This is a genomic window from Bartonella eidoli (genome assembly GCF_036576145.1).
Lineage (GTDB): Bacteria > Pseudomonadota > Alphaproteobacteria > Rhizobiales > Rhizobiaceae > Bartonella.
The window spans coordinates 62,227-86,709 of sequence record NZ_JBAFWX010000003.1 but is presented as its reverse complement, the minus strand read 5'-3'; the positions used below and the strand labels follow the sequence as shown (position 1 = coordinate 86,709).

Annotated in this window: 18 protein-coding genes and 1 tRNA gene; 7 read left to right on the top strand and 12 right to left on the bottom strand. The window is 35.8% G+C overall.

What is annotated here, in order from left to right:
- Positions 1-31: 31 nt before the first annotated feature.
- Positions 32-1,675, top strand: a complete 1,644-nt coding sequence (groL, locus tag V5N68_RS02905; RefSeq protein ID WP_332065689.1) for a chaperonin GroEL — start codon at positions 32-34, stop codon at positions 1,673-1,675.
- A 1,197-nt stretch (positions 1,676-2,872) separates the two neighbouring features.
- Here groL and V5N68_RS02900 read toward each other — a convergent pair.
- From V5N68_RS02900 to murJ, 4 genes are all read right to left on the bottom strand, one after another.
- Positions 2,873-3,451 carry a NifU family protein gene (locus V5N68_RS02900; RefSeq protein ID WP_332065688.1) on the bottom strand — a complete coding sequence of 193 codons (579 nt, stop codon included), beginning with the start codon at positions 3,449-3,451 and terminating at the stop codon, positions 2,873-2,875.
- Between the two features lie 77 nt (positions 3,452-3,528).
- On the bottom strand, positions 3,529-4,020 hold the full coding sequence (locus V5N68_RS02895; protein ID WP_332065687.1) for a universal stress protein: 492 nt from the start codon (positions 4,018-4,020) through the stop codon (positions 3,529-3,531).
- Between the two features lie 34 nt (positions 4,021-4,054).
- The gene (gene trpS / locus V5N68_RS02890) at positions 4,055-5,143 is read right to left on the bottom strand and encodes a tryptophan--tRNA ligase (RefSeq protein ID WP_332065686.1); all 1,089 of its coding nucleotides are present in this window, start codon (positions 5,141-5,143) and stop codon (positions 4,055-4,057) included.
- A 76-nt stretch (positions 5,144-5,219) separates the two neighbouring features.
- A complete protein-coding gene (gene murJ, locus V5N68_RS02885; protein ID WP_332065685.1) occupies positions 5,220-6,791 on the bottom strand; it encodes a murein biosynthesis integral membrane protein MurJ in 1,572 nt (523 codons plus the stop codon).
- 1,011 nt (positions 6,792-7,802) lie between these two features.
- Between murJ and V5N68_RS02880 the strand changes: the two genes are divergently transcribed.
- Both V5N68_RS02880 and V5N68_RS02875 read left to right on the top strand, forming a co-directional pair.
- On the top strand, positions 7,803-8,648 hold the full coding sequence (locus tag V5N68_RS02880) for a TIGR01459 family HAD-type hydrolase (RefSeq protein ID WP_332065684.1): 846 nt from the start codon (positions 7,803-7,805) through the stop codon (positions 8,646-8,648).
- Positions 8,648-9,652 (top strand): bifunctional riboflavin kinase/FAD synthetase, encoded by a 1,005-nt coding sequence (locus V5N68_RS02875; RefSeq protein WP_332065683.1) that lies wholly within the window; start codon positions 8,648-8,650, stop codon positions 9,650-9,652. The genes V5N68_RS02880 and V5N68_RS02875 overlap by 1 nt, the downstream gene beginning before the upstream one ends.
- A gap of 231 nt (positions 9,653-9,883) precedes the next feature.
- Here V5N68_RS02875 and V5N68_RS02870 read toward each other — a convergent pair whose 3' ends face one another.
- On the bottom strand, positions 9,884-10,213 hold the full coding sequence (locus tag V5N68_RS02870; RefSeq protein ID WP_332065682.1) for a protein tyrosine phosphatase family protein: 330 nt from the start codon (positions 10,211-10,213) through the stop codon (positions 9,884-9,886).
- A 249-nt stretch (positions 10,214-10,462) separates the two neighbouring features.
- Between V5N68_RS02870 and V5N68_RS02865 the strand changes: the two genes are divergently transcribed.
- The 4 genes from V5N68_RS02865 (at position 10,463) to V5N68_RS02850 (ending at position 13,766) form a co-directional block, all read left to right on the top strand.
- A complete protein-coding gene (locus tag V5N68_RS02865) occupies positions 10,463-10,831 on the top strand; it encodes a type IV secretory system conjugative DNA transfer family protein (RefSeq protein ID WP_332065681.1) in 369 nt (122 codons plus the stop codon).
- A gap of 855 nt (positions 10,832-11,686) precedes the next feature.
- Positions 11,687-12,316, top strand: a complete 630-nt coding sequence (parA, locus tag V5N68_RS02860) for a ParA family partition ATPase (RefSeq protein WP_332065680.1) — start codon at positions 11,687-11,689, stop codon at positions 12,314-12,316.
- Complete coding sequence (locus V5N68_RS02855) at positions 12,313-12,543, top strand: hypothetical protein (RefSeq protein ID WP_332065679.1); 231 nt, start codon at positions 12,313-12,315, stop codon at positions 12,541-12,543. Before parA ends, V5N68_RS02855 begins: the two co-directional genes overlap by 4 nt.
- 812 nt (positions 12,544-13,355) lie before the next feature.
- Positions 13,356-13,766 carry a flagellar protein FlgN gene (locus V5N68_RS02850; RefSeq protein WP_332065678.1) on the top strand — a complete coding sequence of 137 codons (411 nt, stop codon included), beginning with the start codon at positions 13,356-13,358 and terminating at the stop codon, positions 13,764-13,766.
- A gap of 613 nt (positions 13,767-14,379) precedes the next feature.
- Here the strand turns inward: V5N68_RS02850 and V5N68_RS02845 are convergent.
- From V5N68_RS02845 to V5N68_RS02815, 7 genes are all read right to left on the bottom strand, one after another.
- Positions 14,380-17,169 (bottom strand): autotransporter outer membrane beta-barrel domain-containing protein, encoded by a 2,790-nt coding sequence (locus V5N68_RS02845; protein ID WP_332065677.1) that lies wholly within the window; start codon positions 17,167-17,169, stop codon positions 14,380-14,382.
- Between the two features lie 128 nt (positions 17,170-17,297).
- Positions 17,298-19,592, bottom strand: coding sequence for an autotransporter outer membrane beta-barrel domain-containing protein (locus V5N68_RS02840; protein WP_332065676.1), 2,295 nt, complete (start codon positions 19,590-19,592; stop codon positions 17,298-17,300).
- 953 nt (positions 19,593-20,545) lie between these two features.
- Positions 20,546-20,619 (bottom strand) — tRNA-Gln (locus V5N68_RS02835).
- An 81-nt stretch (positions 20,620-20,700) separates the two neighbouring features.
- A complete protein-coding gene (locus V5N68_RS02830; protein WP_332065675.1) occupies positions 20,701-21,459 on the bottom strand; it encodes an iron ABC transporter ATP-binding protein in 759 nt (252 codons plus the stop codon).
- Positions 21,456-22,406 carry an iron chelate uptake ABC transporter family permease subunit gene (locus V5N68_RS02825; RefSeq protein ID WP_332065674.1) on the bottom strand — a complete coding sequence of 317 codons (951 nt, stop codon included), beginning with the start codon at positions 22,404-22,406 and terminating at the stop codon, positions 21,456-21,458. The genes V5N68_RS02830 and V5N68_RS02825 overlap by 4 nt, the downstream gene beginning before the upstream one ends.
- A complete protein-coding gene (locus tag V5N68_RS02820) occupies positions 22,399-23,355 on the bottom strand; it encodes an ABC transporter permease (RefSeq protein WP_332065673.1) in 957 nt (318 codons plus the stop codon). Before V5N68_RS02820 ends, V5N68_RS02825 begins: the two co-directional genes overlap by 8 nt.
- A 90-nt stretch (positions 23,356-23,445) precedes the next feature.
- Positions 23,446-24,381, bottom strand: a complete 936-nt coding sequence (locus tag V5N68_RS02815; protein ID WP_332065672.1) for a siderophore ABC transporter substrate-binding protein — start codon at positions 24,379-24,381, stop codon at positions 23,446-23,448.
- Positions 24,382-24,483: the final 102 nt, after the last annotated feature.

The following is a 24,483-nucleotide window of genomic DNA, read 5'->3' as shown; positions in this document are numbered from 1 at the left end:
CTATTTTGATACAACTCCAAGGAGAAGTTAGATGGCTGCTAAAGAAGTCAAATTTGGCCGTGAAGCGCGTGAGCGTTTGTTGCGCGGTGTTGATATCCTTGCTAACGCTGTTAAGGTAACGCTCGGCCCTAAAGGTCGCAATGTGGTAATTGATAAGTCATTTGGTGCGCCTCGCATTACAAAAGATGGTGTATCTGTTGCAAAAGAAATTGAATTAGAAGACAAGTTCGAGAATATGGGTGCGCAAATGTTGCGCGAAGTTGCTTCTAAAACAAACGATATTGCTGGTGATGGAACAACAACTGCGACTGTTTTGGGACAAGCTATTGTGCAAGAAGGGGTGAAGGCCGTTGCTGCTGGTATGAATCCAATGGATCTTAAACGTGGGATTGATGCTGCTGTTGATGAAGTCGTGGCTAGCCTTTTCAAAAAAGCAAAAAAAATCCAAACTTCAGAAGAAATTGCACAAGTAGGAACAATTTCTGCTAATGGTGCTGCAGAAATCGGTAAAATGATTGCTAATGCCATGGAAAAAGTTGGTAATGAAGGTGTTATCACTGTGGAAGAAGCAAAAACTGCTGAAACGGAGTTGGAAGTCGTTGAAGGAATGCAGTTTGATCGTGGATATCTCTCCCCGTATTTTGTAACAAATGCTGACAAAATGGTAGCTGATCTCGATGATCCTTACATTCTTATTCATGAAAAGAAATTGTCCAACTTGCAATCACTTCTCCCAGTGCTGGAAGCTGTGGTTCAATCCGGAAAGCCACTTCTCATTATCGCTGAAGATGTAGAAGGTGAAGCTTTGGCAACGCTGGTTGTGAACAAGTTGCGTGGTGGTTTAAAAATTGCTGCTGTAAAAGCACCAGGATTTGGTGATCGCCGTAAAGCAATGCTTGAAGATATTGCAATTTTGACATCAGGTCAGGTTATCTCTGAAGATGTTGGCATTAAATTGGAAAATGTCACTTTAGATATGCTTGGTCGTGCAAAGAAAGTAAATATCTCTAAAGAAAGTACGACAATTATTGATGGGGCTGGACGTAAATCTGAAATCGATGCTCGTGTAAGCCAGATCAAAATGCAGATCGAAGAAACAACTTCTGACTATGATCGTGAGAAATTACAGGAAAGACTTGCTAAGCTTGCCGGTGGTGTTGCGGTTATCCGTGTGGGCGGAGCAACAGAAGTTGAAGTGAAGGAAAAGAAAGACCGTGTTGATGATGCATTGAATGCAACACGTGCTGCTGTGGAAGAAGGTATTGTTGCTGGTGGTGGAACAGCGTTGTTGCGTGCTGCAAATGCGTTGACTGTCAAAGGAAGCAATGCTGATCAAGAGGCTGGTATTAATATTGTTCGCCGTGCGTTGCAGGCACCAGCACGTCAAATTGCTACCAATGCAGGTGAAGAAGCTGCAATTATTGTAGGAAAAGTGCTTGAAAATAGTTCTGATACATTTGGTTACAATACTGCAACAAGTCAATTTGGTGATTTGATTTCTTTTGGAATTGTTGATCCAGTGAAGGTTGTACGTTCTGCTCTTCAGAATGCTGCATCAATTGCTAGCCTTCTCATTACAACAGAAGCTATGGTGGCTGAAGTTCCGAAGAAAGATGCGCCAATGCCTCCAATGCCTGGCGGTGGAATGGGTGGTATGGGCGGAATGGATTTCTAAGACCCATTGTAATAATGATAAAAGAGAACGGGCTGAAATGGCCCGTTTTTTTTATAAAAATATTATTGTGTGTCTGTAAAATTTATATCTTACAGGTATGAAAGCCATTCGTTATTGGATAAGAGATTTAAAGCGCTTTACTCTATAAATATTGTTGCTTCTCATTTATTGAGCTCAATAAGTATTTTTATAGGGACACTTTACAAAAATGGTTTGGTTGAAAAATATATTATTTGAGAAATAGATAATAAAATTTTTTCTCTATGGCTGCTTATATCGAAGATTTCTTTAGAAAAAAGAGATATGTGGGACAGCTCCATTCTGCTGGCCTTGTATGATAGAAAGATCAAGATATATATTGTCCATGAATGGGTTGTTATCACTATGAGTAGATAAAAAAGAAAAAATCACACTTTCTTCAAATAGCTTGATAACGGAAATGATTATATGTGATGAAGAGAGATAAAATTTTCAAATGAGCTTGTGAACTTGTTGTATAAGCTTATGGGTAAGCTCTTTGTAAGAGTGGTTTTCAATATAAAAAATACTCACTTTATGAATAGAAATTTATAACTTTATAATATTGAGCACAATCTCTTCAGGATTGATTTCTTATCTTAAAATAAGCCTAGAAATTTTAGTTCTTGATGGGGCGTAAAAGGTTTTCTTTTGCGCAGAGAAAAATTACAAAGTAATCAATTGATGGAGATAACAGTTCTTTTTTACGTCATTGAGAAAGATCGTATCAGAGGAGTATTGTTGGGCTGATGTATTGAAATATAATGCTCTATAAAGGCTGTTTATTAGAAAATAGATTGTTGTGAGCATCTCTTTTCCATGTCCATTGAGAAAGGTCGTATCAGAGGAGTATTGTTGAGCCGATGTACCGAAATATAATGCTCTATAAAGGCTGTTTTGTTAGAAAATAGATTGTTGTGAGCATCTCTTTTCCACGTCCATTGAGAAAGATCGTATCAGAGGAGTATTGTTGGGCTGATGTATCGAAATATAATGCTCTATAAAGGCTGTTTTGTTAGAAAATAGATTGTTGTAAGCATCTCTTTTCCATGTCCATTGAGAAAGATCGTATCAGAGGAGTATTGTTGAGCCGATGTACCGAAATATTATGCTTCATAAAAGCTTTTTTCGTTAGAAAATAGATTGTTGTAAGCATCTTATAAAATTTGTCTCTTTTATTTATTGTGGCATCGCTTCAACACCTAGAACTTCTGGGATGAAATGCCGTAAAAGATTTTCAATACCATATTTAAGTGTTGCAGTTGAAGAAGGACATCCAGCGCAAGCACCTCTCATGTTGAGATAGACAATGCCATTTTCAAATCCGCGAAAAGTAATATCCCCACCGTCATTGGCAACAGCTGGTCGAACACGCGTTTCAAGTAGCTCTTTAATTATGAGAACAGTTTCAGCATCTTTTTCATCATAAAACTCTTCATTAAGTGCATGCGTTTGGGCTTGCGTTGCAGCATCAGTGGTAACAACCGCTGCTCCAGATAAAAAATGTTCCATGATTGTGTTTAAAATGGCTGGTTTAAGATGCTGCCATTCACCATCTTTCTTAGTGACGGTAATGAAGTCATAACCAAGAAAAATACCTACGATATTTGGAATATTAAACAATTTAGCAGCTAAAGGAGATATATTCTCCGCTTCTTCCGGTGAGTGGAATTCTAATACGCCTTGGGCAAGAACAACACGGCCTGGCAAAAATTTTAATGTCGCGGGGTTTGGAGTTGTTTCAGTTTGAATAAACATACATTCTCCTTTTATTATGAAGAATTGAAAAAATGGAAATTAAAAATACTACTATATTGTAGGAATACTACTGTATTTTAGGCAAGAGATTCAATATCCTCATCTGAAAGATTGCTGGGAATGACGATGACAGGGATTGAAAATGCTGTTTCTCGATGGCTAATTAATTGGACAAGAGGTCCAGGTCCTTCTATTTGTTCGCTTGCGGCTAAAACAACAAGAGCAATTTCCTTATCTTCGCTGATGAGTTTAAAAATTTCATCAATTTTTTTTCCTTCTCGTACAATCATTTCCGCATTACAAATTTGAGTGTCGCGCATGTCATCGGCAATTTTCTTCTGCGTTTCATACGCGTTTTGCGTTAATTCAGTTCGCATAATATTGTCTACGCCTAGAAAATGCTGAAATTCTGAATTATCAATGATCGAAAGTAGTACTAATGTTCTATTGGTGTTTTTAGCATGTTGTGCTGCGAAAGAAACGGCACATCGACATTCTGGTGTTTCATCAATAATAACTAAAATTTTTCGTCTGCGATTTTCTTTTGGGCGTTTGCGTTCAGAGACCATGTTTTCCCCTATGTTGATGGGTAGTGTTTGTTTATTATGAAATGTGTACTGTGTGAGAGGGTTGCAAAAAACCAACAATGTCACGGATTTTTTTCATATTTTTTTCTGCTATTACACTGGCACGTTGTGCGCCATTTCGTAAAACAGAATCAACATAACCGCTTTCTTTGTGAAGACGACGTATTTCTTTTGTTATAGGAGAGAGTTTGTGGATGACAAGGTCCTCTAAGGTCGTTTTAAATAAAGAAAATTCTTGTCCAGAAAATTCTGCTAGAGCTTTTTCTTTGCTAATTTCTGCAAAGGCAGCATAAATACCAAGAAGATTATCAATTTCTGGACGTTCTTTTAAGGCAGAAACTGTATCGGGGAAAGGGGCGGAATCGGTTTTTGCTTTACGTATTTTTTTTGCGATAAGATCAGCATCATCTGTTAAATTAATACGCGATAAATCTGAGGAATCTGACTTTGACATTTTTTTTGTGCCATCACGTAAGGACATAACACGCATGGCTGTTTTTCCAATAAGTGCTTTTGGCATTGGAAAGAAACCTTGTATTTTTTCTTCTCCTACTTGTATAGAAACATCAAAGTTTAAATCTGCAATGCGGTCAGCATAATCATTATTAAATTTCTGTGCGATATCGCGTGTCAGTTCGACATGTTGTGTTTGATCTTCTCCTACGGGGACATGTGTGGCACGATAGAGCAAAATATCAGCAGCCATTAGGCTTGGATATGCAAAAAGCCCAAGCGATGCTTTTTCACGATTTTTTCCTGCTTTATCTTTAAATTGTGTCATACGTTGCAGCCAACCAATACGGGCGATACAATTAAAAATCCAGGCTAATTCAGCATGTTGAAAAACTTGTGATTGGTTAAAGATAATTTGTTTGTGAGGATCAATTCCAGCAGCTAAGAAGGCTGCCGTCACTGCCCTTGTTGATTCATTTAAGGTTTGTGGATCTGGATTAATCGTAAGCGCATGCATATCAACAACGCAATACAAGCAGTTGTAGGATGTTTGCAGATCAACCCAATGTTTGATTGCCCCAAGGTAATTGCCAAGATGTAAATGTCCACTTGGTTGTACACCAGAAAAAACAAGGGGTGTAAAGGCGTTCATAGGATAACTCTTTCTTTGTGAAGTTATTCATTCTTTGCGTTTTGACAAAGCATTTTTTTGAAAGCAAGAAAAAATCTCATAGGCGTTGTTTAAAATTTTTGAGAGTGAGGAAAAAGGAACGGGTATCAAGAATGAAATATGCTATAAAATACACCAATATTACAACGATCATAATTCCTGCTAAGGTAATTGCCCGCAACAAGAACGGTGCGTGTGAAGATAAAGGAGTAGATAAAAATCCAAAGACATCAATCGTATAATACAAAGATACTGTAATGAAAAGAGTAGCAATAATAAGACGTATAATGCGTTTTATCAGTTGTGCGTCATATTGCCAGTAATCACGTTTGATGAGGAAAAAACATAGTAATAGTGTGTTTACCCACCCAGAGGTAATTTCAGCAATGACAATGCCTCGTGCTGACAAAATTGGGAATAATGTTAAAGCAAGGCTGATATTAATGAAAACACAAATTCCTGTGAAAAACATAGGTGTTTTGGTATCTTCACGGGCAAAAAAATTAGGTATAAAAACTTTTATCAAAACAAAGGCTGGCAGGCCTATTCCATAAAGCTCAAGTAATTGAGCAACATGATGTGTTGATTCTTCTGTAAATTGCCCACGTTCAAAAAGCAAACTGACAATGGGATTGGAAAGCAATAAAAAAGCAACAGATGCTGGGAGCGTTAACAACAAGGTTAATTCTATAGAGCGGTTTTGTAAATTATGCGTTTCTTTGTATTTTCTGCTGCGTAGAGCTTTAGTTAATTCTGGCAAAAGAACCGTTGCTATTGCAATCGCGACGACGCCCAACGGTAATTGATAAAGACGGTCAGCATAAACTAAAGAAGATACAGCTCCTGATTGACTAGAGGCAATGTTGGTGTTGATCAATAAATTGATTTGGGTAATCCCTCCCGTGATCGCTGCAGGGAATGCCAAAGTTAAAAGTTTGCGAACATTGGGACTGAAACGGGGGAAACGAAAGGAAAACTTTATTCCGTTTTGACGCAAAGAAACAGCTATTAAGATGAGTTGGAGAAGACCTGCTGCCATAACACCCCAAGAGAGATTTAATCCAATATTCCAAGCATCAAGATGGTATATTCGAGCATAAGCGAGAACACCAATCAAAATAATATTCAAAAAGAGAGGGGCGACAGCTGCAACAAAATAGCGGCGCAGGGCATTTAACATTCCCCCCATCATTGCTGCTAAAGACATACATGTTAAATAAGGAAACATGATTGCAGTAAAATGAATTGTAGCATGAAATTTTGTTGCATCTTCTGCAAAACCTGGAGCGATAATGGTGCGTACCAAAAAAGGCATACTTAATTCTAGCACAATGGTTAAAAGCAAAAGAAATGAAAATAATACGCCAAATACTTCTTCCGCGAATTTGCAGGCAGCCTCTTTACCATCTTCGGTAATTTTTTTTGAAAAAAGAGGAACAAAAGCTGCGTTAAAAGCACCTTCAGCAAAAAAGCGACGGAATGTATTTGGAAAACGAAAAGCCGCATTAAATGAATCGGAAACCGGACCGGTTCCAAGAGCTGCTGCCATGAGTACTTCGCGCACAAAGCCAAAAATGCGACTCATCAAAGTTCCTGAAGCAACAGTGGCAAATTTTTTAATAAGAGTCATAAAAATACATAAGTTTGCTATATAAAGAGGCGACGAAGAGATACATAAAAGTCATTTGAGAGTGTAAAAATATGATGAATATATCAATACAATAATACTAATTGTAAAGTATTTTACGATGGTGTGTATCCTTCTGTCAATAAAAGTACATTCAGAGCTTTAATCTCTTCATATTCTATTTGATATAGGATTTTTATTATTGACATAAATTTTTTTTTCAATGTTTTAAATCCGTGGCGGTGTAATAAGTTGAAAATGACTATCACAAATGGGTTAATCAGTGGTTATTTCATAAATATATTACATTCTATTTTTGTACGAAGTTCATTTGTTTTTGTATAATTGTTGCTTATTAAGACTTCTATTTTTTCTAATTAATCACTGCTCTTGGATATTGAATGGATCAAGTGCATGTAAAAGTGCTGTGTTCATTGTTGACCAATCTGTTAATAAATAATTTGGGCTGTTTTAGAATAAAAATTCTAAAATAATAATAAATTATCGTGAAAAGATATCTGACTGAATAGCAACCAGTAATGATTGATACCTTTGATAAAGTTATGGAGTGCATCTTTTATAGAGAGCTAAATGAATATTGTTTTTTTTAATAAAAAATGTTTTTTATTTTTTTCATATCTTATGAAAAGTGTATGCAGAGAATGCCTTTTGTTATGAGGGGCGTTTGAAAACTATTCTATGTTATAGTTCCAAATTATGTATCGTGATCAGATATGATCGAGAAAATGTCTCCTCATTGAGATGAATAAGTTGGTAAGGCTTAAACTGTATCACACTGTAGATAAAAAGATTTTTAGCTTTAGCTAAGGGCACTTCAAAAAAGGAACAAGTAAGTTGCTTGTAAACATAATAATGAATAATCAAACTGCTATAAAAGAGATAGAAGAAATAAAGGCTGTCGTGTTGAGAAAGAAGATGACAGGATAATGATCTTTCGATAAGTAATTTAAAAAGACAGTGTGATAGACAGAAAACATGTAAAACAGGTGCAACATGAACGAACTAAACCATATTGATAGTATTATAGAGCATTATAATGCTGTTTTTTGTGATGTTTGGGGTGTTGTACATAATGGTGTGCAAGCGTTTAAGCCAGCCTTGAAAACGTTGCATAAAATCCGACAAATGGGAAAAAGTGTTATCTTTATAACAAATTCACCCCGACCACGAGAAAGTGTCATTGCTCAATTACAAAATATGGAAGTTCATAATGAATATTATGATGCAATTATAACTTCAGGAGATGTAACGCGTAATCTCATTCGTTCTGCTCCACGTAAAGTTTTTTTTATTGGCTCGCAACGTGATTTAGTTTTATTTGAAGGAATAGATTGTGAACTCGTTGAGGAATGGGAAGCATCTGTAGTGGTTTGTAGCGGTTTTTTAAAGGATATGGATGTAACACCGCATGCTTATGAAAAGATGTTTCGTCGTTTATTGTCACGCAATTTACCATTTATTTGTGCCAATCCTGATATTACTGTTCATGCAGGAGATCAGGAAATTTGGTGCGCTGGTGCGTTAGCGCGCTTTTATCAGCAATTAGGAGGGGAAGTGCGCGTCGCCGGAAAGCCCCATGGCATAATTTATAAGTGCGCTTTGGAAAAACTTCAAGAAATCCGTGGAATAACAGAAAAAAGTAAAGTTTTAGCTATTGGTGATGGTTTTCTAACCGATGTTAAAGGGGCAGTCGATTTTGGTCTTGATGTCCTTTATATTATGAATGGGGTTCACCGTGATGACTATATGAAAAACGGTGTGGTGGATAAAGAAGCTTTGTGTTCATTTTTTAAACGTTATGGTTATCAGCCACAAGCGATAATGCGGGCGCTTCAGTAATGTCTGAGTTTTTGCGTCTTAAGGATGTTAATATGATCCCTCATGCCTTGCGAGGGGCGGTATTAGCACTTGGAAACTTTGATGGGGTTCATTGTGGTCATCAAGCAGTGCTCAAAAAAGCACGTGATTTAGCGTGTGCGAGAAATAAGCCAGCTCTTGTTTTAACATTTGAACCGCATCCGAGAAGTTTTTTTCAACAATCAAATCCTGTTGATCGATTAACTGAGGCTGCTGAAAAGGCTGAAATTTTTAAAATTCTTGGGTTTAATGGTGTGATTGAACAGCATTTCGATGCTCATTTAGCTGCTTTTTCAGCCGATGAATTTATCAATGTTATTTTAAAAGAAACATTTGATGTTTCAGTTGTGGTAATGGGTAAAAATTTCCAATTTGGTTATAAAAGAAGTGGAAATTCGCATTTTTTATCTCAGATGGGAGAAAAGCTGGGATTTGAGGTTGTCCAAGTTCCTTGTTTATTAAGCCAGCAAGATATACAAAAGAAAATAATGATTTCTTCTAGTTTTGTTCGTCAGCTTCTTTCACAGGGTCAGGTAAAAAAAGCATCTCATTTATTAGGGTATCATTATCGGGTGCGTGCAAATATTATAGAAGGGGAAAAACTCGGACGCACTTTGGGTTTCCCTACTGCTAATCAAAGTTTGCCTCCTCAAACCAGTTTGGCGCAGGGGGTTTATGCGATACGGTTGCGACGCGCTAATGGTATTTTGTATGATGGGGTTGCAAGCTTTGGATGCCGTCCAACAATTGTTGAAAATGGAGCACCTCTTCTCGAAACTTATTTATTTGATTTTGATGACAATCTTTATGGGGAAAGCTGTATCGTTTCTTTCTTAGAGTTTTTGCGTGGACAAGAAAAATTTAATGGGATTGAGCCTTTGATTGCGCAAATGAAATGTGATGAAAAAGCGGCAAGGTCGATTTTGATGACAGCACAGCCCTTGTCACAGTTGGACGAATTGCTGACTTTTAAAAATACGCTTTAATATGGTCTGAAAAAGATAGAAGCGAGACAAAAACAGCGCTTAAACTAATCACGATAATAAAAATATATTCTAAAATATCATAGAGTATATGGCGTTTTCGTTGATAGGACGAGGGATCAAATATTTTGATATCTAATTTTGTCATTGTGGTTATCTTTTCATAATTTCATGTTTTTGCAGTTTTTAGATTTATCGCCTGTTTCTTTCTAATCAATTAAAATAAGTGATTCATTAAAGGCGTGCTAAACGGTAAAGCTGCATAGATCTTCCTCCCGAGCGGCAATAGGCGAGAAGAGGGAGGGATGCTGTGTCTAAAATTTTTTTCATGGCTTCAATATCTGATTGTTTATAGTGGGAGGCGATAACAGGAATATGATAGGCCTCTATTCCATATTTTTGTGCTGCAGCTTTGATGGTTGAAAAATCAGGCTGATGTAATTCTTCTTGATTTGGGCGATTACAGATAATCGTTTTAAAGCCCGCTTTTGCTAGTGATGCGATATTTTCGATGTTAATTTGGCCACTGATGAAAATATCAGGTTCAATTTGTTGCATGTTCATTTTTTAGGTCCCCAATAAATATAGATTTACTATATTTATTGGATTTTATACATCAAGAAAAAATTATAAAGATGAGATTTAAAAGGATAACATTTTTAGAGAAGTGTGGTGTCTGTTGAAAACACAATAACTAAGGTAAAAAAATGAAATTTATTGCGTAAGCTATATTTGTTATGTTGGTTTATAACAGAATTTACTCTTAATATTTCTGGATATGATGATATCGTTTGATATATCACTATTGGGAAAATGACTATAGAAGTCACAGGAAAAAGCAAATCTTTAAGAACATTCGGTGTAAGAAGAACTGAGAGTCTTAATTTTCAGCAGAAACCTTTAATTTATCCCCACGAAATTACACAAGAAATACGAAAAGGCGAACAGATCAGTCTTGTACAGGAGCAGCTCCCTATTCGCTGTGGACGGTTTATCTATTTTAGACGAAAAGGTTTAAAGGTTCTTGCTCAAAAAAATAGGTTTGCATCAAAATTAGTTATAGACCACTACAAAATAAAAATGGGGAAGAATTCATGGAAAGCATATCTGTCTGATAAACACAGTAACGAAACAACAATTGCAAACAAAAAGTTGCACACTCCAACAAAAAACGATCCTTAATATCCCAAATAGGTCGGGGATTAACTTTTATTACTTTTTATTCTTCTCTTTACTTTTCGCGGACTAATTTGCGGTATAATAAGTGGAATAGGAGCATTTTCCAGTGTTGCGGTTCTGGGAGTCTTTGTCCTATCTTATATGGTAGAACCAGAGTATTTCCCCTTAGCAATGAAGATTTTTGCCTTCGTTTTACTCTCTTCTCTATTCATTCTCTGCATAACGGCAAATTGGTACTATGAGAGATTATTATTGAAATGAGCACTCTCTGATACTGAACTGGTTCTCTTTGAATAATGGAAGTGGATATTCAAAATATGAATATAACAGCTAAATTCGTACAATCTGAAGGCTCTATGATTTTTTGATATAGCTCTGACGTTTCAACCGAAAATAAGTCGCATGGGAAAGCCATGTTCTTTTCATAATTCCTTTAGATGACAATCTCTGCTTAATCAACGACAGTGCTGCTTCAATCAGAAGAGAAATTTTAAGAAAGGCAATCATTTTTTTGATGGCGATGCTAAAAAGAGCTGAGCGCGTATCTTTTTCAATTTTCGCATTAGGGCATTTTTAGAAGCTTTTTTAAAAAAATAATTTTTGAGCAGGGCACAATTGTGAGCGTAAATTTACAGATTATATTATGATCCTATGTTTTATAAATGTGAGGATTTTTTCTTCCCTTATCGCTTATATAAAGCTGTATAGAATAAGTATATTAATTAGAGTTTATACAGTTCATCAGTAGAAGTTTTTTTGAAAAATAGAAGAGAAGATGGTTTTTTGTTTGTAAAATGCTTGTATGCTTTGTTGTTTTCTGTATAAACGTAAAAACGATAAAGCTGGAAGGCGTAATTAATGATAATTGGATTATTAAATCAAAAGGGTGGTGTTGGAAAAACCACGTTGAGTGTCAATCTTGCAGCCAGTTTTGCACGTGTTGGCGAACGTGTGTTATTTATCGATACAGATCCACAAGGGAGTGCATTAGATTGGGCTGCTGCTCGTGAAGGTGATCCCTTATTTCCGGTTGTTGGTTTGCCGCGCGCAACAGTTCATAAAGAAATTGTACAGATTGGTGCTGGATATGATCATGTTTTTATTGATGGTCCTCCACGCGTAACTGATCTTGCGCGCAGCGCTATTATGGCTTCTGATTTAGTGCTGATTCCGGTACAGCCTAGCCCCTATGATATTTGGGCGGCTGATGGGATTGTACAGCTGATTGATGAGGCGCGTGTATATAAGGAAAGTCTGAAATCTTTTTTTGTTATTAATCGTAGAATAGTAAATACAGCAATAGGGCGCGATGTAGGGGAAGCCCTTTCCGTGTACCCGATGCGTGTCCTTTCTTCTAGTGTTGCTCAACGCGTGGTGTTTGCTGAAGCTGCTGCGCAGGGAAAAGCAGTTTATGAAATTGATCAAAAAGGGCCCGCTGCAGAAGAGATTGAAGCTGTTGCTACTGAGGTAAAGGAATTAGCACGATGAGCAAAAAAATTAAGATTGGGACAAAGCCGACTAATAAATCAATTCCTGCAACAGCGGATGCGTGGGTGGAAAGCCGTGAAGGGTCTAAAGATGAACGGATGAAGCGTCTTACGATTGATGTGCCAGAAAGTTTACATCGTTTAATTAAAACGAGTTGCGCAAGTCGTGGGACAAAAATAGCCGATGAGGTGCGTGAATTGCTTTCACAAAAATATGGAAAAATGTAGAAAATGACATGTTGCCACAAATTTAAATTGGGATAGCTTATTTTATCTCAAAAGAAGATATAAATGGAATACAGATAAGATAAATCTTTGTGTTGTGTATGATCATATAACAAATATTTTTCTGTTTATTTGCATATTTTATAAGTTTTGGATTGAGTGAAGCTGGGATTAATATTAGGTAGTCTGATATTAGTATATAAATCATGCTGTTCTTGTGCATTGTTTATTGGGTTAATGTACTTTCTCATGAAAATAAAAAGCTTTTTATCATAAGGAGTTATAGGCTTCTCGCTTTTTGAATGAGTCCTTGAAATGGTAAAAAAAATCCTGTACCATTGCTCTTTAGTTGCAAAGAAAAGCGAATAATAATGTGAAAAGAAAAGGATACGGCGGATCCACTTAAATGCTGCTCTTTTTGAGCAATTGTTGTGTATAGGAGGGGGTGCATATGTCTAGATGGTGCATAGAAGAGATGGATATTTTGGGATTGTCGTAAAGTTAGCTTTTAAGATACGTTGGCTATATAACGCTGAAGTGCAGGTGAGGCAAAAGCCACTGCTGTAGATAATAATGGTTTTTAATACAAATTTTATGTGTTACCAGTCTTGTTTTTTAGCAAAGAAAAGAAATATGTTTTCATTTAGTACGTTGGAGGTGAAAACAAACTTGAGCTCTTAAAGTATTCGTGTGCTGTTTTAGGTGTGGTTATCTATACAATAGATTTAATTTAGTGCGTCAATATTGAGAGAGGCTACTTGGATTATTCTCAGTTTCAAGACCAATTAAATAATACTGTTGAAGGGGAAATAAAAATGACTGCATCAAAAGCAAAAGTTCTTGATAATGACCACATTTGTCGCGAATGGGCGATGACGAAATTTGTGGCTGCAGTTAAGGGGTTATCGCAAGTCATTGATTACGAAAGCTCTATGTTAGAGAGTCATGGTATTCCAGATTATGAAGAAATAAATTTATGTAAAATACGTGGATTACGTGATCTTAATAAATCTATGAGTGATGTAAAGCGTTACATGAATCAAGATATTGAGTGTGAGATAGAGAGCCTGTTATCAGATTTACAGGAAAAAGTGAATCGTAATAGTGAATGTCTTCAGGTGCATTTGGGTGCAGTGAATGATCTTTCGCAAGCTTTGCAAGTGTCTGCGCGCACAAAAGAAACGGATGGAGCATGTGATCCAATTGATCTCAGTTTCTCTAAGTGAATGATTTAGATTACGTGGTTGTGCAAAAGCTCGGCTTGTTTGAGGGGACTGGTTTTATTAAAAATAAAACACTGGAGTAAGGTTCTGATTTCATATTGAACAAGGATTATTTCTAAGAGGAATCTTTGAGGGTAGCAGGGGACCTTTTATTTTACGCAAATTGATGGAAGGTCGGGGGGAGAGCTTATTTGCATTTTAAAAATTTCATATAAGGTGATGGATGATATTGCATTTTATACAGATTAGAGAGAGTTTTTTAGTATTTTGGGGCATTAACATAAAATGAAAAAATTGCGCGTGAACAATAAAAGGAAGAAATATCTCAGATATGGTCAATTAAAATGATAAAGATGGGAGACCAAAAGAAGAACTAAAAAAATATACAATGTTACCTATTTGGAGAAAGCGACACGATGATCTTGTGATTTTTATTCAATTAAAGGAACAAATATTTTTTTGGTTATTGCATCTCGTGTAATTACTTTATTGATTATCGTATAATAATTTTTACAGCGCTTTTTATAAAAAAGTTTTAATTTAAAGTACAAGCTTTGATTAAATGAAAAGACAGCACATTGTGCTGTCTCCTATGTTGTTAATATTTTGCTTTCTTTTAGAAATTATAGCGTATTCCTCCAGAAAAACTCGCTCCAGATACACCAGCTTTTTGAAGTTTATGCTGATAGCTCACATTACCATAAAGTGCAATATTTTGAGATAAATGCGCATCAACACCAATACCACCTTCAATTGATGATCCTATGGAGTCAGTGTGGAAATTGTTAGAAATCCGTATTGTTCCATTATCACCAAAAGCTCTAAGAACATTCAATTTACCGTAAAAAGAAACACCACGTCCTTCTTCAGCATTAAATATACTTTGTGTTAAACGTCCACCGATACGTATCAGCCACTGATGAGGATTTTTCATATCCACTTCAAAACCCTCAGCATCTGAAATGGTATTGAGCATAAGGTTTTGATAAGTAAGTTGAGCTTGTGGTTCAAAGACTAACTCTTTAATATTGGTTTCTAATTTTTGTCCAACCGTAGCAGATGCACTTAATGTATCTGCATTCTTCAACTTTGTTGTACTTTTAATCAGAGGTGCAGCAATATTTCCTTTTAATACCCCATAAGAGAGGAAAGCATTAACATATAAACCACTGCTATGTTGGACACCACTGTATGCCGTGAGCGACCATTTATCAAGCATTGTTTTTTCAGAATCCTTCATACCCTTTGGGGAGAAAGTTAGCTTTCCAAATGTCCCTAAAAGACCAAAATCAGTTGTGATATTTTCTCCTTCGAGTGCGGTCAATATACCACCTGCTTGTAAAGCTGTGTAATTTATATCAGCACCATAACCGTATTGATTTGGATCGCGACTAGAAAAAAATGTTAGTTTATTACCATAAGAAGATAGAAAAATCCCTTTATTGTTATTGTTCTCATCCTCTGGCCCAGACATTTTCATTCGTATATTATCAATCAACATATTCTGGTTGTTAATATCAGATAAACCAGAAGCAAATACAGCACTTGGCATGACCAAATAATTTGCGACCTGTGGCAAGACTGCTCTTACTTTTTTATCACCATCGATATATTCATTCTGCAATCGGAAGTCCCAGAAATCATTTCCATCCATACCAAACAAATTTTGGCTCGCATCAGATGTACCAGGCTTATAGGCAGTTAAAACATATTTATAAGGGGAGCCTTTTTGTACAATATAATCACTCTTTAGCTTAAACGAGTCCTCTTTAGCATTTCCTAAAACTTGAACCAATGAAATTCCGCGCCTTGCAACAGGAATAGAAACCACATCCTTTTCCAAAGAAGAATTCTTACGAGCTTGTTTTTCATCCTCAGAAAGATCAACATGAATTATGGTCGTGCCTAATACACCACCAGAGACTAAAAAACGGTCAGTTTGTTGTTCTTGGATTGTAGAATCATTGCTCCATTTTGAGTTAAAGTAAATTTCTGCATGATCCTCTGCGCTATAAGTTTCCTTATTATCTCCATTCATTCCTTGCTGATTGGCTTGCAATGGACTGTATCCTACATACAAGGTCTTATAATGACCATCTTTTGGTTTACTGAATACAATGGAACTATTTTGGAGGCTCAGCATGAAAAGATTAGAATATGCTGCGTCATTAATGTCAAACGGTAAATCAGAACCAGGGTAGCGATCATAATGCTTTCCCTGAGGACTTGTTAAAATCCACTTTGTTCCATTATGAAGATCAAACATTGCTTGACTCTTCCCTAGCATTTTTGCAGGACCTTCTAAAGTAGACTGGCTCGCCGTTAATACTAAAGTATGTGGAGAATTCTTATCACTATGCTCACTTTTTAATAAAACATCAGCAACAATATTTGAATTGTCAAGCTTCACAATACCATTTGTGAATGGTTCTGCATAAATACCAATACCATTTTCAACAGAAAGTGTAGTGTTAAACAATAACACTGTATTAGGAATATTTCCTAAAGAGATTGGTGGTATGCTATTTCTTTCTCCGGGTACATTTTGACGGTTTGCAGCAGAAGGTTGAGTTTTGAAAAAAATACCATAAGCGTCGCGATTACCCGTAACAGTGACAGTTGAATCCTCAAGTTTAATAGTCCCGCCTAGATTTAATAAACCAGCTGATACCGCCGTCACAGTGATATTAGCACCATCAACAGTTCCTCCCTTTTCTGCATTTATTGCAACAAAATTTGAATTAACACTTCCTCCTATTAATGATACCAGCGACCTTTCTCCTTGTGCACTTACAGAAAAAAATCTATCGTAAATTGCAACATCACGATGTGTCACAGTTTTACCATCTTTAGCTTCAACTTTAGCATGATACCGATGCTGTGCATTTCCCATTTGTTCAGGATGCGAGATCTCCGGCTTCGCCTGTTCAGAGGGTTTTGGTATCGGCACTTTTTGTTCAGGAGCAGCAGCTTCTGGTCCGTTAGGTGCAGGATTTCTCCCAGAAGTAGTAGGCTCTAGAGATGGGCGCCTTCTCGGTTTAGTCGTCTCTTCTTTACCACTTGTCCTTGGAAAATCTGCGTAACCATTTCCATAAGGAGCAGATTGTGGTGGGATATGATAAGCGCTATCGCTTGCAGTCCTCAATTTTTTCATTTTTTCAGATTTTCCATTTTCGGAATTTTGAGGCTTGAGTTTTTCATCTACCTTTTCGTTAGAAAGAACTATAGTTCTTCCAGGATATTGCGTTGTAATATCCTTAAACGTAACATCTTTAAGCGTAGGCTCATCTTTAGACTGAATAATAGTCTCATTTAGATGACTGTTATCAGCGGAAGCGTAAGACAAATCTGCATAAGAATAAAACAATATCCCAGAAACTGTGCATAGGAAGAGGCGTTTTTTCATATAAATATCCCTAAATACTACCCCCCCCTATAAAACTAATGCTTTTAACCCATTATATATTCTTCTAAATTTCAAAACAAGTTATTAAGGGGCATTTTTTTATTTTTAAAATTCGATTTAAAGAATATTTAAAAACGGTAACGTATTCCACCAGAGAAACTGACCCCGGATATACCAGATTTTTGAAGCCTATATTGATAGCTTACATCACCACGCAGCTCAACATTTTGAAGTAATTGTGCATCAACACCAATACCACCCTGAATCGAAGCTCCTCTAGAATCAAGATGCAGAGAGTCACCGATTTTTATGGCAGAATCATCACCAAAAGCTTTGATAACATTTAGTTTAGCATAGAAAGAAACAGTACCGTCTTTTTCATCATTTAGAACATTTTGCACTAAACGTCCACCGGCACGAACTAACCACTGATGTGGTTTACCCATATCAACCACAAAATTATCAACGTCTTTAATGGTATCAAACAGGAGGTTTTGATAAATAAGCTGAGCCTGTGGTTCAAATATCAATCCTGAAGCTCCAGTTTCTAATCTCTGTCCAAGAGTGGCAGATACACTTAATGCTTTAGCATCGCTTATTTTTGCGGTATCTTTGATAATATTTGTAGTAATGTTTCCGTTTAGAACTCCATAAGAAAAGAGGGCGTTAATATACATACCATTGTTATGTTCAATGCGGCTATATGCTGTAAATGACCATTTATCAAGCGTACTCTTTCCTGACTCTTCCATGTCTTTGGGAGTGAAATCTAGCTTTCCGTATGTGCCTAAAAGACCGAAGCTTGTCGAGAAACTTTGATTTTCTAAAGAAACCAATGTAGCACCTGCTTGCAATGCGGCGTAATTAATATCAGCGCCATACCCATACTGGTTTGGATTACGTTGGGAAGATAATGTAACCTTATCACCATAAGAAGATAGTATTATCTCTATTCCTTGTTTTTTATCATTTTTAGGCTCAGATGCAGCTTCTTTTATTCTGTCTAACAATATGTTTTGATTACTAATATCAGAAAATCCAGCAGAAAATAAAGCATGAGGCATTACCAAATAGCTTGCTGCTTGCGGTACAAGAGCTTTGATTTTTGCTTCAGGATCAAGATAGGCATTTTGCAAGCGGAAATCCCAAAAACCCTCGCCTTCTCCTAAGACATTTTGCTCTGCATTTGCTTTACCTTTACCTTGCTTTGACGTTGGTCCATAAGCATTTAATACATATTTATAAGGATAACCATTTATTGTAGTATAACCGTTTGCTAATTTAAAGGCATTCTCACTTGCTGTGCCAGACACCTGCACAAGAGAGATACCGCGGGCATTTAGAGGCACAGTATCTTTTGTTTTTATGTCTTCATTCTTTGAAATGTCATTTAAGTAGATTGTTGTGGTGCCAGATACATCCCCATAAACAAGCAATCGGTCAGCTTTTTGTTCTGTTTTCGCAGCACCATCGCTCCATTTAAGGTTGGTATAAATTTTCGCATCACCGGTTGCGGTATAAACGGCACCTACAGTAGGAAGTTTATTTTCATTTCTTTGAAGGGCATCATCAGCTCCTGGTTGTTGTCCCACACTCAATGTTTGATATTGACCATTTATCGGCTCGTTAAAAAAAATAGTACTGTTGTTAAGATTCAGTGTTGAAACGTTAGAATGTGCCCTATCATTAAGGCTACGTAGTGAATAGCTAAATAAATTGGTATCGTTATCTGTTTCACCTTCACCAATTGTTACAATCCATTTGCTGTTATTATTCAAAGTAAGAATTGTTGTTTTTTCTTGTGATGTTCTTGCTTTACCTTTTAAAATTGAATGATCAGCAACTACCGTAAGGGTAGAGGGAAGGGGCATCAGCATCATGCTTACATTCTTCAATAATAAATCAGCATGAATTTCTGAATCCTTTATTTTAACGTTACCACCTGCTGATGCTCCAAAAATACCAATTCCATCTTTAACAGAAAGTTTTGTCTTAGTGAGAATTGCTTCACTTTTATTTTCTACTGTCCCTGTTTGAAAAACTATACCATAAGCCTCGTGGTTTCCTTTGACAGTTACGATAGAATCTTCAAGGTTGATTGTCGAGTTTCCAATTTGCAATCCAGTTGTCATTGTTTTGGCAGTAATTGCTTTAGCATGAATATGTGCACCTTTTGTTGCACTAAATAAAAGAAGTTCCGATGTGATGGATCCCCCTTTAATTTTGACAGATGATTGTTCTCCACTGACATTTACCCCAACGATTCTATCACGGATACTGACGTTATTTAAAACCTTTTCTCCTTCATTCACATCAACCTTAGGAGTTTCAATAAGCGTAGCAGTACTTGCACAAGCTGCACTAAGGTGAGAGAGAATTAAAGTTCCAGCAATTGTACATAATAAAAATTTTTTCTTATACATAAGTAGGCCCTTAATGGTTGATATGCTTAATGACTTTTTTATTTTTTTTGGAGAAAAAAACAAAGCGACTTCTATTTCATTATGTGCTTTTTGTAAATACCAAAACAGATTATTATTTATCGTTTTTTGTGTTTTGTTTTTTAATAAAAATATTAAATTCTGAATATATTCACTTCAAAAAGCCTATATCATTTTCTTTATATTAATCGGTACGTTGATATATTTTTGAAATAATTTCTGACTGATATTTCAAAGTTATTTTAAGTCAAAAGCTTCATAAAATGAGGGGAAAGAGTCTTATTAATTTTTTTATATTCTCGTTTCAAAAATTGTAAGAATATTTAATTTATCATACAAGGAAATGAGAAAATTTTCTTTAATATAAATCCATTATGGATTATTTATTTGTAAATATGCACACTATTTATATCAATTTTCATTATATTGATATTGGTGATAATATGTCTTTAAAAGAACGCATTAAAATATGCCTTATATTGGATAAGGTAGATGGCTGTTTATCAGGTATATTCTTAAAAATTTTTTATATTGAAAGAGCAATGATTGGCGTAAGGAGAAAGTTAGTTTCTTTATATACTCCTAGAATCAAATTTCTCTGTAATATTTGACCTTTTGACATAATAAATGATGCTCATTATCCACGTTTTATTTTGCAATGAAACAAGGAAAATTGATTTAATGAAACAAGGAAAATTGATTTAAAGAGGTTGAGTATTTAAACTCTTGTTATTAAGTTATCGCCAAAATAGATATTTAAACTATATTCATATATAGAATAATTTTTGATTAAATTAAAACAGACAAAACTCTTTTCAAATTTATATAAATGATAAAAATCATTTGGCGATGAAGTGCCAAACTTTTAAAAATATCTACGATTATTGTATGAAAACAGCTGCATTAAAAATGCTATTATTCATTATATCAAAAATTGGCTGGGGAACCTGGATTCGAACCAAGATTAACGGAGTCAGAGTCCGCTGTTCTACCATTAAACTATTCCCCAGTAAGCACCAATTATCCTCAGTTTTAGCAGATTTTACAGCGTACGCAACTCAAAAAATCTTTGCAATCATAGAATAAGAATTTATTGGTAATAAAGAGCAATGGGTGTACCATTTATTGTTTGGATATGAATATCTATATCATAAATTTCTTTAAGAATTTGGGGTTGCATGATTTCTTGTGGTGTTCCACAATAAGCCGCTTTTCCATTTTTTAGTGCAACGATCATATCTGAATATGATGATGCAAAATTAATATCATGCATAATAATAAGGATGGTCTTTTTTAGTTCATCAGCTGTACGGCGTAATTGCTTCATCATGGAAACAGAATGTTTCATATCAAGATTGTTTAATGGCTCATCTAATAAAAGATAATCTGTATCTTGGCAGAGAACCATTGCGATAAAAGCTCGTTGGCGTTGTCCTCCAGAAAGTTCATCCAAAAAGCGGTCTTTCATATCCTGTAAACCAAGATACCGGAGAGCACTATCAATAAACTGTTTATCTTCATTGTTATATCGGCCTTTAGAATAAGGATAGCGTCCAAAACTCACTAAATCATATACAGTTAAACGGATAGATAGTGGGTTATCTTGACGCAGGAGTGAAAGTTTTTGAGCCAAAACATCATGCGGGGTTGTATAAATATCTAAACCATCAATGTTAATCGTGCCCTTATGACGTGGTAAAAGGCGTCTTATCATCATTAAAAGCGTTGATTTTCCAGAGCCATTGGGACCAATGAGGGAAATAATTCCTCCTTTTGGTAATTGAAGGGATAAATTATCAATGATCAACCTAGATCCATAAGCTTTGGAAAGGTGATTGATTTCAATCATTTTAGTTTTCCCTTCATTAGTAAAATTAAGAAAAAAGTTCCACCACAAAATTCAATAATAAAACTTAATCGTCCTGCCATATTAAAAATTTGCTCTAAAATAAATTGTCCACCAACAAGACAAATAATGGCTAATAATATTGCAATTGGCACGGTAACACTATGCTTTGCTTGAGGAGATAGTTCATAAGAAAGATTAGCAACTAATAGCCCAAAAAAGGTGACGGGTCCAACGAGTGCTGTGGAAATGGATACAAGGATAGAAACAAAAATAAGAATAGCTGTAGCACTTTTGTGATAATTAACCCCAAGGTTGAGGGCAGTTTCACGCCCCATAGCAAGAATATCAAGTACGTGGCGTAGGCGCCAACCAACCAAACTAATGATAAAAACAATGATTGCAGAAAATCCTATTAATGATGTATTAAATTTATTAAAATTCGCAAACATGATATCGGTTAAATTCATCATTTGATCTGGATTGAGCTGCAGCTGCATAAACATGCGTAAGCTGAAAAAAAAACCACCCAAGATGATACCAATCAAGAGTGTTAAATGAAGCTCCTTTAAGCTATCGGAAAATAGCCAGCGAAAAAGACTTATCGAAAAGGTAATGAGAATAAGGGCTTCAAGGATTAATTGTCCCTCTTCATTTAAAAAGGGTAAAGAAAGAGAGCCGAGAAAATAAATCGTGATGGTTTTGATTAAAATATAAAGCTGGTCAAATCCCATAATAGAAGGGGTTAAAAGACGATTGTTAACGACTGTTTGAAATAAAACGGTAGAAACAGCAATTGTATAGGCAATAAGAAGGAGGGAAGATAATTTTGTTAAACGGAATGTCCACGTATAAATGCTGATATTCCAAGTCATATAAAGGCTTACTACGGCACATGCTGTTATGAGAAGTATTATCAGTATAAGTGCTGTTTCTTTTCGTTTACTCAATATGTTTTCTCCAGCGTAAAAGAATTATAATAAAAATAAAGCTACCAATAATTCCCATCATGGTACTTATAGGAATTTCAAGAGAAGGATGAATTATTCGTCCTAAAAGATCACAAATTAGTACCAGTCCTGCACCGCTAATTGCTACCCAAGGAGTCGTATAGCGCATATTATCGCCCATGAAATTTGAAACAATGTTTGGAATAATAAGTCCTACAAAAGGAACTCTACCTACTGTGCAAACCACAACAGCGGTGATCAAGGAAACAATAAAAAGACCGAAGAACATGACGGTGCGGTAATTCAGTCCAAGATTATCTGTTAAGTCTTCTCCCAAACCAGCTACTGTAAAACGGTCAGCGGCAAAATAGGCAAGAATGCATAGTGGAAGAGATAGCCATAAAAGTTCATATTTTCCCTCAAGAATCATTGAAAAACTACCAAATAAATACGATTGAAGAGAAGGAAGAAGCATTTCATGATCGGCAATAGCGTTGGTGAGAGACCCTAAAACATAACCCAGCATAATTCCCGTGAGTGGTACAATGAGGATAGATTTAAGAGAAATTTGACGCAATAAAAACATAAAGAATAATGAGCCAAGCATGGCAAAAATTGTAGCAACAACCATTCTTCCCAAAACAGGAATGTCAGGGAAAAAAATCATAATGAAAAGAATACCAAGAGATGCGGATTCAACAGTTCCAGCAGTCGATGGTTCTACAAATCGATTACGTGCAAGCAGCTGCATGATCATGCCAGAAAGAGCAAGCGCTGCGCCTACTAAAATTACTGCAATTGTACGAGGGAGACGCGTTTGCCAAAAAATCAGCCATGCATGTGGGTCTCTTGATAATAAATCAGAAGGTGTTACATCAGAATAACCAACAAAAATGCTAAAAATGGAAAGCAAAATAATGATTGTTATGGCTATCCAATAATTTTTCACAATGAATCACTTCCTAGAAAAAAGAGCAGAGGATATTAAAAACCTCTACCCTTAAATTTTATTTTTATAGTAGGCAAGTTATTTGTATACTTATTTACTTTTTGTAAATGCTTTACTGATTTGTTCAGCTGCTTCGTTAAGACCAGTTAGACCACCACTAGCTCGATACCAATTCCAAGAATCTAAATAAATAATTTGGTTTTGTTTTCCTGCTACTGTGCGGTGGACAAGTTCATTATTGAGTAATTGTGCTGCTGATTGTCCTTCTCTCCCGATTGCTGCATCACGATCGATAACCAATAACCAATCAGGATTGGTTTCAAGAATAAATTCTGGAGAAATAAGCTGTCCATGTTTCTGTACTGTTAATTTATCTGTAGCAGCAGCGATTCCAAATTGGGAATGGATAATATCAAAACGCGATTGAGGACCAAGAGCACTTATTTTTCCACCAGAGGTCATCAATATGAGGCCTGTACCTTTTCCTTTAGTGCTTTTACGAACTTTTTCTAGATTTTCGTTGAGTTGTGCAATCTCTTTTTTTGCTTCCTCTTCTTTGCCAAAAATTTTCCCAAGAATAGACACATTATTCTTTATATCTTCAAGGGAGTCTTGATTCCTTACTGTTAAATCAATAGTTGGAGCAATCTTAGATAAGTCTTTATACTTGGTTTGAGTCCGCGAAGAAATAACAATTAAATCGGGTTGAAGGGCAGCAATTTTTTCATAATCTGGTTCGAAAATAGTGCCAATTTTTTCATATTTTGCATCATCAAATTCTTGTAAATATTCAGGTTTTTTCCCTTCAGGAACACCCGCGACAGCGCTTATGCCAAGGCGTTTCATATTATCAAGTGTTGCTAAATCGAATACAACAACTTTTTTAGGAGAGGTGGGAACAGGAGTAGTGCCTGAAACATGATTAATAGTTACAGTTGAATTAGCACTTACATTTTCCAATGTAAATGCTGTAAAGCTCATAGCAACAACTAAGATAGAAGCTGCCCATTTTAGATGTTTGATCATTTCATTTTATCCTTTTTAAAAAATTAAAGGGTTTTTCCCACTTAAGATATCAATTTAGACTTTTTTATGCGTAATGCAATAAAATTATAAAGAACATTATGT